The organism is Citrobacter freundii complex sp. CFNIH4 (assembly GCF_002934505.1).
Taxonomy (GTDB): Bacteria; Pseudomonadota; Gammaproteobacteria; order Enterobacterales; family Enterobacteriaceae; genus Citrobacter; species Citrobacter freundii.
Window position 1 is genome coordinate 2,677,549 of sequence record NZ_CP026231.1, and the last position, 13,705, is coordinate 2,691,253.

The window sequence follows — 13,705 nt, forward strand, 5'->3', positions numbered from 1 at the left end:
ATGGCAGCCAGGCCAAGAAAAAGAGAATACCGCCATCTACCCGAATATCTAATATTCGATAAAGATCGCGGCGTTTATAAATTTACGCTCATAACTGGGAAAAAAAAGAATATTGGTAAAGACAGGGCTGTAGCGATCGCTATAGCCCGTGAATACAACCTAAGAATGAGACCTACAAACGTACCATCAGTAGAAATACTTGTCCGTGAATCTGGCGGTGTAACGGGGGAAGCAAAACCATTTACTGAACACGTAGATCATATTATGGAGCGGGCGATTGAGAATGAGCGCCCCTCACAGAATACACTCGACGATTGGAACAACGATGCTCTGAGGGTGAAAGAATTCTTCATCAGCACACCAGCTTGCGATATTGAGCTGGAGCATGTGAATGCCTATATAAACCACTACCATGCCGAAGCTTCAGCAAACGTACAAAACAGGAAAGTCAGCTTTCTTAAAAAACTATTCTCATATGCGGTCGATGAATCGCTAATGTTCGATAACCCGGCAACCCGTAAAAAAATGCGTAGGACAGAAGAGAAGAAACGCCAGCGTCTCTCACTTGATAACTTTAAAGCTATCAGGCGTGCAGCCGAACCATGGTTACGAACCGCGATGGATTTGGCATTGCAAACTACACACGCGCGACTGGAGGTATCAAGGATCCGCTACTCCATCAAAGAACCCAAAGACGGAGTATGCGGGTGCGTTTGGTTAGAACAGCCAGAAAATGGCATATATGGGACTCTCTATATCCACAGGCAGAAGGTGCAAAAAAAAGAGGCATCACATGTTGCAATACCTATTGGGGAAGAGTTGAAACGAATAATTGACGATAGCCGCGATAATGTGGCCAGTCCGTTTATAGTTCACAGGCTCCCGGAACGGCAGGTTAAACGCAGCAAAGAGGTTTCACATCCCACTCAAGTTGCACCGGATTATTTGAGTCGGTCGTTTTCAGCTACTCGTGACAAGCTAGGTTTATACGACAATCTACCGATGGACGAAAGACCAACCTTTCACGAAATCAGAGCGCTGGCAGCGCATCTTTTCGATCAGCAGGGAATCGATCCACAAGGGCGAATGGCACATAGCGATGCGAAGTCGACAAAGATATACACCCAAAACCATATCGATTGGGTTGTGGTACCTCATGGAGAGATTATATACAGCTTGGGTAGGTAACGAAAAAGGGACCTCTCAGGTCCCTTTGTTCAAGATGCTTTAGCTTTGGCCATCTCGTTACATTTCAGTAATAATTTTTCAGCTGTTTTGATGGCAACATTTGAATCAAGCTCTGAAATTGTCGCATCCAATTTATAATCGCTTATTATTCGCTGATCCTTCAAGGACTGTAATGCGATACCTAAAGCAACTAGAGTTTTTTTAGGATAAGGTTCAGCATCCCCTCTCCAGGCCATTGTAGTTAGATAATCAATCAATCCCTGGTGATTATCCTTCGGACCATGCTCCAAGTGAGGTAGTACATGATGATAAGCACCATAGTACGCCCTAGCTACAGCATTCCTGTAACCAATTTCATCTTTACGTGATGCGCAGAACTTTGCTAATTCTATAAAGTCAGAACTAGTTACAGGCATTGCTAGCTTCCTCGCTATAACCCCGATACCAAACACCTAGTTTTTTACCAGCAAGAGAATCATTTTCCGCAAGAGAAAATGCAATATCAATATTCATATCTGAGAGAATATCAACATCTTCAGTTTTCACTCTCATAATGTAAGATGCTGATTTTTCTTCAGGAACAAAGATAAATTCTATAGCTGCGGGACGAACACCATAGCTGTCAGCGACATCAACAATACGTTGCGCCATATCGATGTATTCATCATCAGTAAGTCCCGTACATTCTTTAAATCTTTTTGTGTCACGAATAATGCCGCTTGCATCGTCAGCCATCTCTTCAGCTTCCTTTCCTTTTGCTGCTGTAATGAAACGTTCAGCATAAAACAAAGCTGCATCAATTTTGCCTGTGAACAGATTAGTTTCCCAACCGAACCTAAGCATAGATTTGCATCCATACCGAGAAATCAGTCGATTAACAACCTCATAAAGCTCCCGGTGAAGTCCATATTCTTCAAGGTAAACGGCATAGTTTAGCGCATAAGTATCAACGCCAACCTTCAAGGACTCTTCGAAAAACGAAACAGCCTCATCCTTACGGCCATTAGCAGCATAAGCTAACGCCAAAAGGTAATCTTGGGAAAATCGATCATTCAACCCTTCAATCTGACGGATATACCTACGAAAGTTGAAATCATCCAATTTCTTTCTAAGTCGCAGATAATCAATCAGTTGAATTGAAATCTCTAAGGATTTAGGTACAGCCTTAGGCATCAAGTTTTCCTTCGAACTAGTCGTTTACACAGTCGCTTTGGTACAAGCAATCTTCATTTGTCGGGTAAGATTACAGCACCGCCACTGTAATTTCCAATGTGAAAACTACCTTTTTTCACATGTCAAGCATTGACTTATAGATTAGTGCTAATTTATTAAATCACCAATAAATTTAAGCACTAAAACAGGGGGCAACTTTGTGGATAACTCTATTTTATCCACAAGTGAATTTATAAGTACAACACAAAAAAATGCCCTTTTAACTTTTCTTATAAGCCATGAAACCTAAATACCATGGGGAGAAACTACTACCTAAGTAATTGATGTATATAGAGCAGATTTTGCTAAAAAAGCACTGATTGTTTATACATACGAATAGTACCTACCACCAGCAACGGTGCGGCTTACAGCGTTTTATAGTCGGTGTCATGGGGTGTCGGGGGTCGGAGGTTCAAATCCTCTCGTGCCGACCAAAAATCCCCAAAAAAACAGCCTGTTACGGCTGTTTTTTTATGCCTGTTTTCTGAGCGCTCCGCGTTCCTGGCATCATTAATGATGTACGTGATAACTCCAAATATTGCGTGTGAGGAATTGTAGCCATCACCATCTTCTGACAGCGCTTCCCTTCTCCCGTTCTCCAGATTAACCAGGTGGGGCTGAGGGTGAGTTCGGTATCACTTGATCCTGAATTCCCCATCTATCGCGCATATCAGCAGCGAACCATCACAGGCTGAAAGCGACGCATCCACAACAAGTAGCGCCCCCTGGATTATCCCTTCCCTGAAATGTGAACGCGATGCCCGTATGAAATAAGTCGCTGCGGGCTGGCTGATTAGCTGCTGATCGAGGGAGATCCTTGTTTCAACGTAATCATTGACAGGTGAAGGGAAGCCCATGGCTATAGTCCTCCGTTTGGATTGAACAGCTGAAAGGTACGGTTCTCCCCTTCCTGCGTTGATACATCGCGGAATGTTGTCACATACCACTCGATCCATTCGTTAGGCTGCTTCATCGTCCAGTTCCAGTTAACCTTGCTCAGTTCCTGGACAAACCGCTGTGTGGTGGCATCAATTAACCCCTCTTGAATACCGGATAAAAACACAGTATAAATACTGTATATACATCCAGCAAAAGGCTACAAGCAATGTTCGTGGAACTCGTTTATGACAAAAGGAATTTTGATGGTTTGCCCGGAGCAAAAGATATCATTCTGGGAGAATTGACGAAGAGGGTTCAGCGGATCTTCCCCGATGCTGATGTTCGGGTTAAACCGATGATGACACTACCGGCGATCAACACTGACGCCAGCAAACATGAGAAGGAGCAGATAAGCCGTACTGTTCAGGAAATGTTTGAAGAGGCTGATATGTGGCTAGTTTCAGATTAAACGCCTTGAACCGTCATATTGCTTAAGTACAATCCGCCGTGACTGGCAATCATTCAATACTCGCACTATCGAACGTTCGCCAGTCGGCCGCAATAATGCTCTTGCATACGGTGTGGTTGCGGCAACTCTTGTTACAGTTCACCATCAATTGGCCAGCCAGGTCATCTTTAATGATTTCCGTTATTACGCCAAATATCGGCAAAGGAACACTGCTTGATATGATTCAGTAACCTATGGTTATCATATATTGGAACAAAACGACAATTTCAAAAAAAATAATATCAATGAAAATTATTCACCATTGAACAATCCTTTGCAACAACCAGTTATTTTGTATATCCGTTGCTTATCAGTTTTAATATCACATGATCCTTCCCGCCTCATGTTGATACTGATAGAATGTTTCCATGTGACTGATATCAAAAAATATGTATTCAACATTCTTGTAGTTATTGGATAGGTATAAAACACGGATTGCTTAAAAATGAACTCTTCTATTACCATTGTTACAGCATTTTTCGATATAGGACGAGGAGACTGGACGAGTAATAAAGGTTTCTCTCCTCACTTAGAGAGAACAGCTGATACCTATATTCAGTACTTTGAAAATCTGTCTAAATTGGATAATGACATGGTCATTTTTACATCCAGTGAACTTAAACCCAAAATTGAAGCAATTAGAAATGGGAAAAACACTGTTGTAGTGGCTTTAGATATTAATAAGAAATTTCAAAGCATAAAAAAAAGAATTGCACGAATTCAAAAAGATAATGAGTTCATAAGCAAACTTGAAACTCGCCAGTTGATAAATCCCGAATACTGGTCCCCAGACTATGCACTGGTTTGCAATCTAAAAACATATTTTGTAAACAGAGCTATAGAGTTAAATCTTGTGAATGATGATATGGTTGCATGGGTTGACTTTGGTTACTGTCGTAGTGCAGACGTAACCAGAGGGTTATCTCGATGGGACTATCCTTTTGACCGCAACAAAGTAAATTTCTTTACAGTTAAAAAAGGTTTGACCGTCAAAACTATCCATCAGGTTTTTGACCACATGATTAACAATCGTTCCTATATTATTGGTGGGGCAATTGTAGCAACACAAAAGAAATGGAAAGAGTTTTACAAACTGGTTTGTCAGTGCCAAATAAAAACACTCAGAAATAATATAGTTGATGACGATCAGGGTGTTTTTATAATGTGCTATTATTACAACCCTAAATTAATAAAACTAAATTACCTGGGTAAGAACCGCTGGTTTAATCTATTTAAACTATTCGGAAGAAAAGATTTAATTACTTTATTAAGAAGATTAAAGGTCTCTCTTATAGGTAAATAATTTTTAATTGAGGTATGAACAATGCCGATTCTAACCAGCCCCGGCATTGTTTTGCTTTTTCCTGCGCAGCCTGTCCCTGAAAAAATGCTTTTTCCGCCTCTGCATCATGAACCTATTGTGTGCCGTCCCATTTAACGTATCCCCCTTCGGGAGCCACTGATACAACATTATCAGGCAGGGACCCCAGCGTCTCAACCCACATGGGGAAATTAGAGCCGGTTAAAAGTTGTGAGCCACTCATTTATGTTACTCAGACCAAGTCTGAGTAAGGCTATCACACATAACTAAATTTAATTTATGGTGCAGGGAGTAGACAGTGTACATATCAATATTTACTTCTCAACGATGATCTGCGTCGTTTAAGACCGACATCACTATATTAAGGGAAGTGCATATATATGATGATATTGACTTTTTTTCATTTTTTTCACACGGAGCTAAAGTTAAATGTCTAAACGTAAGTCTAAAATTTACGAAAATCCCGGTCTTGACTCAACAATCTTTGTTGAACCGCAGCAAATTGCCAATACAGCCAATGCATTTCGTGAAGTGGTAAATAGCCTTAATAACGGCTATCTAGACGTACACGATGTTAGACGGAATGTCCTTTATACCAACGCAACTTTAGCAATTGAGCTTTATTTTAAAGCATTCTTGGTCAAAAGAATTCCTGCACCTTACGATTTCACCATCGAAAATGGCCAGGCTACAAAAGCTGAATTCGATGATGAAAACCGCGCGACTAATTGGCATTCACGCCTAGATCTTCTTGAAGAACATAAAACGCACAACTTAAAAAAGCTTTTCAATGCACTTAGCGACACACAAAAAAAATGTGTCACACAAGAGATTTTGCAAACATGTAACACGATCCAGACCGCTACGGATCTATTGCAATTCCTTGACACTATTAGGAACTACTTTGTTGATAAGCGTTATGAATTCCAAGAATTCATCTATGGTGTTCCAAAAGACTCAAATATGATCTATACCTTGATTCCCGTCTTAAATGCCATTGGTAAAGTGCTTGCTAACCCACCAAATGCACCATTTCCAGACATGACTTTGTTATAAGGAAGGTTATAGTTTCAATGTTATTAAGCTCCTTTTTAGAAACATAAAGGTCTAATCTGATCTAAAGCATCTAAACAACATGGGAGAAACGTCCCCTAACCTATTGATGTATATAGAGCAGATTTTGTCATAAAAGCACTGTTTGTTTACACATGCAAATAGCAATTAGAACCAGCAATGGCGCGGCTCTCAGTGTTTCATAAGCGGTGTCATGGGGTGTCGGGGGTCGGAGGTTCAAATCCTCTCGTGCCGACCAAAAATCCCAAAAAAACCAACCTTAGGGTTGGTTTTTTTATGTCTGAGATTCATCATTCCTGAGTATTACTACGGCTTTCAGTACAGGTTTTACTACTTACCCATGCACAAATTGGGGTAAAATTTATCCTCTCATCAGCGTGATGAATCTGGACGATTGATGCGCTGAAAACAATAATGATACTAATAAAAACTCAGGAGAATAGTATGCCTGAAGCAACGCCTTTTCGGGTGCTGATTGTTGACGACCACCCACTGATGCGGCGAGGAATTAGTCAATTATTGCAACTTGATCCCGCCTTTAACGTAGTCGCGGAAGCGGGTGATGGTGCCAGCGCTATCGACCTGGCAAACCGCCTGGACCTTGATGTGATCCTACTGGATCTCAATATGAAAGGGATGAGCGGACTGGATACACTGAATGCGCTGCGTCGGGACGGCGTCACCGCGCAAATTATTATTCTTACCGTATCGGATGCCGCCAACGATGTGTACGCTCTAATTGATGCCGGCGCGGATGGTTATTTACTTAAAGACAGCGATCCTGAAGTCCTGCTGGAGGCTATTCGCAGTGGTGCCAAAGGTGGTAAAGCCTTTAGTACCCGCGTCAGCGAATATTTGCGCGAGCGCGACCTGTTTGGCGCCCAGGAAGACCCATTCAGCGTTCTCACCGAACGCGAACTGGATGTGTTACATGAACTTGCTCAGGGGCTATCGAACAAACAGATTGCATCAGTGCTGAATATTTCTGAACAGACGGTGAAGGTGCATATTCGCAATCTGCTGCGCAAACTCAACGTGCGTTCTCGTGTAGCTGCCACCATTCTATTTTTACAAACACGCGGCATGCAGTAATCAGATATTGCCCGATGGCGCTACGCTTATCGGGCCAACAAGTCACGTGCATCAGTAGGCCGGATAAGACGCTTTGCGTCGCCATCCGGCATCTTTCACTCTTACTTCTCCTGCGGCGTTAGCTGCTCCATCGCCTGCTTAATGCTGCGTTCTATCACCGCCCGACGGGTATCATTGGCCGGTAATAATTTCAGCATCATCTCCCACGCCGCAACCGCCTCGCCAAAGCGCTGCTGTTCAAAAGCGTTAAACGCATACATGCTGAGAACCCGCACGTTGGCATGTTCGCCGCGTACCAACTGGCGTAGCAGCTCCCCTCCCCGACGGTTATCATCAGGATCGGAAGAACGGGTCAGCGCTTCCGCATAGCCCAGCGCAGCATCACTGTTTTTCGGATCCAGTCGATAAGCATTGGCATAGGCTTCAGTGGCCGTACTGGCGTTACCAAGTACCATGCCAATTCGCCCAAGCATGATCCAACCTTCAACGTTGGTAGGATCGGCTTGTAAGCGAGTGCGCAGACCCAACGCCAGACGCGTCATATCTTCTTCATTGAGCGGATCAGCTTTTGGATCCAACGCCCGCTCCAGCAGCATAGGTGCCTGAGCGGTGGCCTGTTGCCAGACCTGAACCTGCTTATAGTTGCCGGTTTCATAATAGCTCACTGCGCCAACCCCCAGCGCCACCACGATGCCGGGCACAAACAACCCGAACCCACCGCGTTTGCCATCCGGGATAACGTCATCAGGAAACTCTTCCTGTTTTACCCGGACACGTCGGCGAGTACGGGCGAAAATAATCCAGCCACCCAGACCAATCGCAACCACCGGCATCACCCACAAAAGTATAGTAAGCGGCGTCAACGGCGGATCGTAAGTGACGAAGTTGCCGTAGCGGGCCACCATGTAGTCGACAATCTCTTTCTGACTTTTTCCTTCCTGCATCAGTTCGTACACTTTCTGACGCAGGTCGGTGGCAATCATCGAGTTAGAATCGGCAATACTGTTGTTCTGACATTTAGGACAGCGCAACTGTTCGGTAAGCTGACGGAACTGCTGCTCCTGCGCTTCATCCTTAAACTGCATCACATCGATGGTCGCAAGCGCGGATCCAGAGATAACCAGCATCAGCAGGCCCAGTAAAAATCTCATTGCGCAGCCTCCTTACTGTACTTATCCCACAACGGTTTGATCTCGCTCTCCCACACCCTGGCATTCAAATCGCCGGCATGGCGATAGCGAATAATACCTTTCCCGTCGATCAGGAACGTCTCCGGCGCACCGTACACGCCAAGATCCAGACCAAGCATACCGTCGCCGTCAAACAGGCTTAATGAGTAAGGATTGCCCAGCTCTTTCAGCCAGACAATGGCTTTCTGACGATCGTCTTTATAGTTCAGCCCCACCACCCGCACGCCCTGCGCAGACAGCTGATTCAGGTACTGATGTTCGGCGCGACAGGTCGGACACCAGGTCGCCCAGACGTTCAGCAGTACCGGTTTGCCCTGGGTCAGCACATCGGCCTGATAATGCTGCCCCGGATTTTCCAGCGACTCCAGGCGGAATGTCGGAACGGGTTTGCCGATCAGCGCCGACTCCAGATTAGTGGGATCGTCCCCCTGAGCGTTACGCGCCAGTTGCCACAGCAGCGCCGCCGCAATGATCAGAAAAATAATAAACGGAATTAACAGTGCGTTGCGCTTCATACAGCCTCCGACGCATTTTTTTGCACCGCGGCGCGAGGACGCGTGCGCTGACGATAGCGTGGATCAAACAGGCAGAACAATCCGCCCAGCGCCATCAGCAATCCTCCGGCCCAAATCCAGCGAATAAACGGTTTGTAGTACAGACGCACAGCCCATGCGCCGTTATCCAGTTCTTCACCCAGCGCAGCGTACAGATCGCGTGTGAATCCGCCGTCAATTGCCGCTTCAGTCATCATCGAACTGGTGCTGTTATAGAAGCGTTTTTCCGCATGCAGCGTGGCTTCTGGTTTACCATCTCGGGTAACGCCAATAATGGCGACACCGCCCCGGTAGTTAGGTCCGGTAATATCTTTCACTTCGCGGAACGTGAACTGATAGTTATGGATACTGACGCTATCACCTGCCTTCATGCGCACATCGCGTTCAACACTGTAGTTCTGGCTAAAGGCAATACCGACAATAGTAATCGCCAGCCCAACGTGGCCCGACACCATGCCCCAATAGCTTGGTGTTAACTTCGTTCCGCGGGAAACACGCAGGAACGCTTCGGACACCGCCAGCACGAATATCCAGCATGCCATCGCCAGACCCACCACCGTCATAGCGGCAATGCGATCCTCAAACAGCCACGGCAGCAGCAGCGACATAACAAGCGTGGTGACAAACGCGATAATCAGTAACGTTTTCAGTTTACGCGGTCGGTCACGGCCCCAGCGCACTAATGGCCCTATTCCCAGCAACAGCGCGAACGGTGCCATCAGCCAGGTAAACATGGTGTTGAAGAACGGCTCGCCAATCGAAATGCTGCCCAGCCCCAGCTGTTTGTGCACCAACGGCAGCAGCGTACCCAATAGCACCACCAGCATGGCGGCAATAAGCAGAACGTTGTTGCCCAACAGCAGAGATTCACGCGACCACAGCGCGTTATTTACCCGCGAGCGGACCTTGTGACCGCGAACCGCAAACAGCAGCAGGGAGCCGCCAATCACTAATACCATAAAGGCGAGAATAAACATCCCGCGCGACGGATCGGAGGCAAAAGCATGCACCGACACCAGCACGCCGGAGCGCACCAGGAAAGTCCCCAACAGGCAAAGCGAGAATGCGCAGATTGACAGCAGCAGCGTCCAGGCTTTAAAGCTGGCACGCTGTTCGGTGACCGACAACGAGTGCATCAGCGCCGTTCCCACCAGCCATGGCATAAACGAGGCATTTTCAACTGGATCCCAGAACCACCAGCCGCCCCAGCCCAGCTCGTAATAGGCCCAGGCGGAACCGAGCACAATACCCAGCGTCAGGAACACCCACGCCGCCAGCGTCCACGGACGCGAAAAACGGGCGAAGGTACTGTCCAGACGGCCACTCATCAACGCGGCAATCGCAAACGCAAAGGCCACGGAGAAACCGACATACCCCATGTACAGCAACGGCGGATGGAAAATCAGCCCCGGATCCTGCAACAGCGGGTTCAGGTCGCGCCCTTCAATAGGGAAGTTGGGCAACGTACGGGCAAATGGATTGGAGGTAAACAGAATAAACAGCAGAAAGCCAACGCTGACCATCCCCATCACCGCCAGCACGCGGGCGACGATGTCCAGCGGCATACGCTGGCTGAATGCCGCAACGGCGAACGTCCAGCCGCTCATCAGCAGTACCCACAGCAGCAGAGAGCCTTCATGCGCGCCCCAGGTTGCTGCCACCCGATACCAGACCGGAAGCTGGGTATTGGAGTTGCTGGCAACGTAGGTGACGGTAAAGTCATTAACCACGAAGGCGTTGACCAGAATCAGGAATGCACCCATCACACAGATAAACAACACCCAGGCAAAGGGCCGCGCGGAAGCCATCATCCGCACATCGCCGCGCGCTACGCCCCACAGCGGATAGACCGACAGCAGTAACGCCACGCCTAGCGCAAGGCACAACAGCGCATTGCCAATTTCAGGCATCATGACGTTTTATCCTTATACACGCTTTCCGGACGACGATGGTTTTCCTGCATCGCTTTTTCAACTTCCGGCGGGGTGTAATTTTCATCATGTTTGGCCAGAACCTCTTTGGCCTGTACATGATTTCCCTCGTCCAGTTCGCCCTGAACAACAACACCCTGCCCTTCGCGGAACAGATCCGGCAGAATACCTTCATAGGTTACATCCACCACACCTTCGGCGTCATAGATGCTGAAATTCACTTTCAATGACTGCGGATCGCGCTTTACGCTACCGGGCATCACCATACCGCCCACGCGCAGGCGCTGACCGACTTCAGGCATCTGCTGCGTTTCGCGCTTACCGTAGAGTATCTCTCCCGGCGTATAGAACAGGTCAATATTGGAACGCAGCGCATAAAGCACCAGCGTAATGGTCAAAGCCAGACCCGCCAGTACCGCACAGGCTATCCATAACCGATTTTTACGTCGAATATTCACGCCGCCTCCCGTTGCACTTGCGCCGCACGCATACGTGCTTCTCTCGCCCGCTGCTGCGCTACACCGCGTAAAATTGCGCGATGCTGTAACGTGGAATGCACTACCAGCACCACCAGCGGGATAACGCTCATCGCTACGGCAAGCCAGACATACAAGGCGTAGCCGCCCATCGCGAAAAAATCACTCCATGATGCAAATGCAGGGGTCATTGGCGGCCTCTTTTTAAGATCAGTTCGCTCACCCACGGGCGGCGTTTTTCCATCATCAAAATCAGGTTACGCATGCGCATCAGCGCCAGCGTGACAAACAGTAACAGGTAGCCGACGATCGCCAGACGCAGCGGCGTACGCATCGCCGGATCGATGCTTTGCTGCATGCGGGTAGAACCCTGATGCAGCGTATTCCACCACTCAACCGAGTAGTGGATAATCGGTAAGTTGACCACGCCAATCAGCACCAGAATACCGGCGGCACGACCTGCCAGACGGCGGTCATCAAAGGCATGCCACAGCGCAATGGCGCCAACGTAGAGAAACAGCAGCACCAGTTCAGAGGTGAGTCGGGCATCCCAAACCCACCAGGTTCCCCACATCGGTTTGCCCCATGCGGAACCTGTCACCAGCGCAATAAAGGTAAACACTGCACCAATCGGCGCCATCGCAGCCAGCGCCAGATTGGCCATTTTCATCTGCCAGACCAGGCCGATAAACGCGGCAACGGCCATCGAGGCGTAAATGCCCATCGACCAGATTGCCGCCGGAACGTGCAGATAAATAATGCGATAGCTCTGCCCCTGCTGATAGTCTGCAGGCGCAAAACCAAAGCCCCAGACCCATCCCGTTATCAGTACCACCGCGCTGGCAATCGCCAGCCACGGGATAAACCAGCCACAGATCTGATAGAGCCGAGGGGGCATCGCCAATTGATGAAGTGTTTTCCACATAGTTCAGTCACCAGACTCCATAAATTAAAATCCGTTGTGCCGGAGCGCCTTGCCCGGCCTGCACATCTAATTCTCGTTACTGCACGCTTATCCGTAACGCCGCGGCTGTGGCAAACGGGCTTAACGTGGCGCTGCCGACCAGCAACGCCCCCAGAATCGCCATGTACCCTTCAACCGGTAAGTGCATAGAAGCCGCATCCATCGCGGCGGTCGCAAAAATCAGTAAGGGTATGGTGAGCGGGAGTACCAGCACGCTTAACAGCACGCCGCCGCGCTTTAAGCCCACCGTCAACCCCACGCCCGGCGCGCCGAGAAAACCCAGCGTCGGCGTTCCGAGTAACAAGGTCAGCGCCATAATTTTCCAGCCGTACATATCCATGCCCAGCAACAGCGCCACCAGCGGCGAGAGGATCAGCAGCGGCAGACCTGTCACGACCCAGTGCGCCATCACTTTCGCCAGCACCACGGCCGGTAGCGGTAACGGCAGCAGCATCAGTTGCTCAAGGCTGCCATCCTGTAAGTCATCACGAAATAGCCGTTCCAGCGCCAGCAATGACGCCAGTAGCGCCGCAACCCAGATGATGCCCGGCGCTATGCGCGCCAGCAGCTGTGGCTCCGGCCCAATACTCAGGGGGAACAGCGTAATAACAATCAGGAAGAACCATAAAGGATTAGCAATTTCCGCACTATGACGAAACGCAACTCGCAGTTCTAAACGAAAGATTCGCCACATCATTGCGTTGCCCTCTCACTGGTCAGCGCAATACGTCGCACTTTATCGGTTTCAACATTGAGCGGTTGGTGGGTGGTGAGAATAACAATACCGCCCTGCTCCGTATGCTGCGCCATACGCTGAGTCAGTCGCTCAACGCCGTTCACATCAATGGCGGTAAAGGGTTCATCGAGGATCCACAGTCGGGCGCGGGTCAACCACAAACGGGCCAGCGCCACGCGCCGCTGTTGTCCGGCGGAAAGTTGGTTCACTGGGATATCTTCATATCCGGCAAGTCCCGCCTGCGCCAGCGCAGCCAGACACTGCGCGATGTCGCCGTCATGATGGAAGAAACGCAGGTTCTCCAACGCCGAAAGCCGGGTTTTTATCCCCGGCTGATGTCCAATCCACAGTAGTTGCTGATGGTAGCTGTCCCGCACGTGATGCAGCGGTTGCTCTTGCCAGCAAACCTCCCCTGCGTCGGGACGCGCCAGCCCGGTAAGCAACCGCAGCAGAGTGGTTTTCCCTGCGCCGTTGCTGCCGGTAATTTGTACCCATTCCCCTGCGTTGACGCGAAATGACAACTCGCTGAACAGTATTCTGTCATCCCGCTCGCAAAGTAATTCTCTGGCTTCAAGCATAC

General features: G+C 48.5%; 15 protein-coding genes and 2 pseudogenes. 5 read left to right on the forward strand and 12 right to left on the reverse strand.

Translation table 11 applies throughout. The annotated features are described in order from the left end of the window. Nucleotides 1-1,188, forward strand: a complete 1,188-nt coding sequence (locus C2U41_RS13870; RefSeq protein ID WP_103848487.1) for a phage integrase Arm DNA-binding domain-containing protein — start codon at nt 1-3, stop codon at nt 1,186-1,188. A 29-nt stretch (nt 1,189-1,217) separates the two neighbouring features. On the opposite strand, the gene C2U41_RS13875 is transcribed toward C2U41_RS13870, so the two are convergent. From C2U41_RS13875 to C2U41_RS30150, 4 genes and pseudogenes are all read right to left on the reverse strand, one after another. Then, the gene (locus tag C2U41_RS13875) at nt 1,218-1,604 is read right to left on the reverse strand and encodes a hypothetical protein (protein ID WP_103848486.1); all 387 of its coding nucleotides are present in this window, start codon (nt 1,602-1,604) and stop codon (nt 1,218-1,220) included. Further along, a complete protein-coding gene (locus C2U41_RS13880; protein ID WP_103848485.1) occupies nt 1,591-2,361 on the reverse strand; it encodes a hypothetical protein in 771 nt (256 codons plus the stop codon). The genes C2U41_RS13875 and C2U41_RS13880 overlap by 14 nt, the downstream gene beginning before the upstream one ends. A gap of 530 nt (nt 2,362-2,891) precedes the next feature. Then, a pseudogene (locus tag C2U41_RS29745) lies at nt 2,892-3,257 on the reverse strand (HumD family translesion DNA polymerase); the annotation flags it as partial. Nucleotides 3,258-3,259: 2 nt separating this feature from the next. Then, nucleotides 3,260-3,424, reverse strand: a pseudogene (locus C2U41_RS30150) (DNA polymerase V); the annotation flags it as partial. Nucleotides 3,425-3,505: 81 nt separating this feature from the next. On the opposite strand from C2U41_RS30150, the gene C2U41_RS13895 reads away from it, so the two are divergent. From C2U41_RS13895 to narP, 4 genes are all read left to right on the forward strand, one after another. After that, entirely contained in the window at nt 3,506-3,748 is a 243-nt protein-coding gene (locus C2U41_RS13895) for a DinI family protein (protein ID WP_003845150.1), read from the forward strand. A gap of 484 nt (nt 3,749-4,232) precedes the next feature. Next, nucleotides 4,233-5,090, forward strand: a complete 858-nt coding sequence (gene yibB, locus C2U41_RS13900; RefSeq protein ID WP_032936618.1) for a protein YibB — start codon at nt 4,233-4,235, stop codon at nt 5,088-5,090. 447 nt (nt 5,091-5,537) lie between these two features. After that, nucleotides 5,538-6,164, forward strand: a complete 627-nt coding sequence (locus tag C2U41_RS13910; RefSeq protein WP_044701155.1) for a hypothetical protein — start codon at nt 5,538-5,540, stop codon at nt 6,162-6,164. A 462-nt stretch (nt 6,165-6,626) separates the two neighbouring features. Further along, nucleotides 6,627-7,274: a nitrate/nitrite response regulator protein NarP gene (gene narP, locus C2U41_RS13920; protein WP_003027518.1), complete on the forward strand. Its 648-nt coding sequence runs from the start codon at nt 6,627-6,629 to the stop codon at nt 7,272-7,274. A 101-nt stretch (nt 7,275-7,375) separates the two neighbouring features. Here the strand turns inward: narP and C2U41_RS13925 are convergent, their stop codons facing one another. The 8 genes from C2U41_RS13925 to ccmA form a co-directional block, all read right to left on the reverse strand. After that, nucleotides 7,376-8,425: a cytochrome c-type biogenesis protein CcmH gene (locus C2U41_RS13925; RefSeq protein ID WP_032936615.1), complete on the reverse strand. Its 1,050-nt coding sequence runs from the start codon at nt 8,423-8,425 to the stop codon at nt 7,376-7,378. Beyond that, nucleotides 8,422-8,979, reverse strand: a complete 558-nt coding sequence (gene dsbE, locus C2U41_RS13930; RefSeq protein ID WP_003834613.1) for a thiol:disulfide interchange protein DsbE — start codon at nt 8,977-8,979, stop codon at nt 8,422-8,424. Before dsbE ends, C2U41_RS13925 begins: the two co-directional genes overlap by 4 nt. Then, entirely contained in the window at nt 8,976-10,931 is a 1,956-nt protein-coding gene (locus C2U41_RS13935; protein ID WP_003839444.1) for a heme lyase CcmF/NrfE family subunit, read from the reverse strand. Before C2U41_RS13935 ends, dsbE begins: the two co-directional genes overlap by 4 nt. After that, a complete protein-coding gene (ccmE, locus tag C2U41_RS13940; protein WP_003834619.1) occupies nt 10,928-11,407 on the reverse strand; it encodes a cytochrome c maturation protein CcmE in 480 nt (159 codons plus the stop codon). Before ccmE ends, C2U41_RS13935 begins: the two co-directional genes overlap by 4 nt. Beyond that, on the reverse strand, nt 11,404-11,616 hold the full coding sequence (gene ccmD / locus C2U41_RS13945; RefSeq protein WP_003027536.1) for a heme exporter protein CcmD: 213 nt from the start codon (nt 11,614-11,616) through the stop codon (nt 11,404-11,406). The genes ccmE and ccmD overlap by 4 nt, the downstream gene beginning before the upstream one ends. Beyond that, on the reverse strand, nt 11,613-12,350 hold the full coding sequence (locus C2U41_RS13950) for a heme ABC transporter permease (protein WP_003027538.1): 738 nt from the start codon (nt 12,348-12,350) through the stop codon (nt 11,613-11,615). The genes ccmD and C2U41_RS13950 overlap by 4 nt, the downstream gene beginning before the upstream one ends. A 76-nt stretch (nt 12,351-12,426) precedes the next feature. Beyond that, on the reverse strand, nt 12,427-13,086 hold the full coding sequence (gene ccmB / locus C2U41_RS13955) for a heme exporter protein CcmB (protein WP_003027542.1): 660 nt from the start codon (nt 13,084-13,086) through the stop codon (nt 12,427-12,429). Then, nucleotides 13,083-13,703 carry a cytochrome c biogenesis heme-transporting ATPase CcmA gene (ccmA, locus tag C2U41_RS13960; protein WP_003027545.1) on the reverse strand — a complete coding sequence of 207 codons (621 nt, stop codon included), beginning with the start codon at nt 13,701-13,703 and terminating at the stop codon, nt 13,083-13,085. Before ccmA ends, ccmB begins: the two co-directional genes overlap by 4 nt. Between the last annotated feature and the right edge of the window lie 2 nt (nt 13,704-13,705).

Coding starts and splice junctions, on each gene's coding strand:
- C2U41_RS13870 (WP_103848487.1), top strand. CDS start 1: ATGGCAGCCAGGCCAAGAAAAAGAGAATACCGCCATCTACCCGAATAT.
- C2U41_RS13875 (WP_103848486.1), bottom strand. CDS start 1,604: ATGCCTGTAACTAGTTCTGACTTTATAGAATTAGCAAAGTTCTGCGCA.
- C2U41_RS13880 (WP_103848485.1), bottom strand. CDS start 2,361: ATGCCTAAGGCTGTACCTAAATCCTTAGAGATTTCAATTCAACTGATT.
- C2U41_RS13895 (WP_003845150.1), top strand. CDS start 3,506: ATGTTCGTGGAACTCGTTTATGACAAAAGGAATTTTGATGGTTTGCCC.
- yibB (WP_032936618.1), top strand. CDS start 4,233: ATGAACTCTTCTATTACCATTGTTACAGCATTTTTCGATATAGGACGA.
- C2U41_RS13910 (WP_044701155.1), top strand. CDS start 5,538: ATGTCTAAACGTAAGTCTAAAATTTACGAAAATCCCGGTCTTGACTCA.
- narP (WP_003027518.1), top strand. CDS start 6,627: ATGCCTGAAGCAACGCCTTTTCGGGTGCTGATTGTTGACGACCACCCA.
- C2U41_RS13925 (WP_032936615.1), bottom strand. CDS start 8,425: ATGAGATTTTTACTGGGCCTGCTGATGCTGGTTATCTCTGGATCCGCG.
- dsbE (WP_003834613.1), bottom strand. CDS start 8,979: ATGAAGCGCAACGCACTGTTAATTCCGTTTATTATTTTTCTGATCATT.
- C2U41_RS13935 (WP_003839444.1), bottom strand. CDS start 10,931: ATGATGCCTGAAATTGGCAATGCGCTGTTGTGCCTTGCGCTAGGCGTG.
- ccmD (WP_003027536.1), bottom strand. CDS start 11,616: ATGACCCCTGCATTTGCATCATGGAGTGATTTTTTCGCGATGGGCGGC.
- C2U41_RS13950 (WP_003027538.1), bottom strand. CDS start 12,350: ATGTGGAAAACACTTCATCAATTGGCGATGCCCCCTCGGCTCTATCAG.
- ccmB (WP_003027542.1), bottom strand. CDS start 13,086: ATGATGTGGCGAATCTTTCGTTTAGAACTGCGAGTTGCGTTTCGTCAT.
- ccmA (WP_003027545.1), bottom strand. CDS start 13,703: ATGCTTGAAGCCAGAGAATTACTTTGCGAGCGGGATGACAGAATACTG.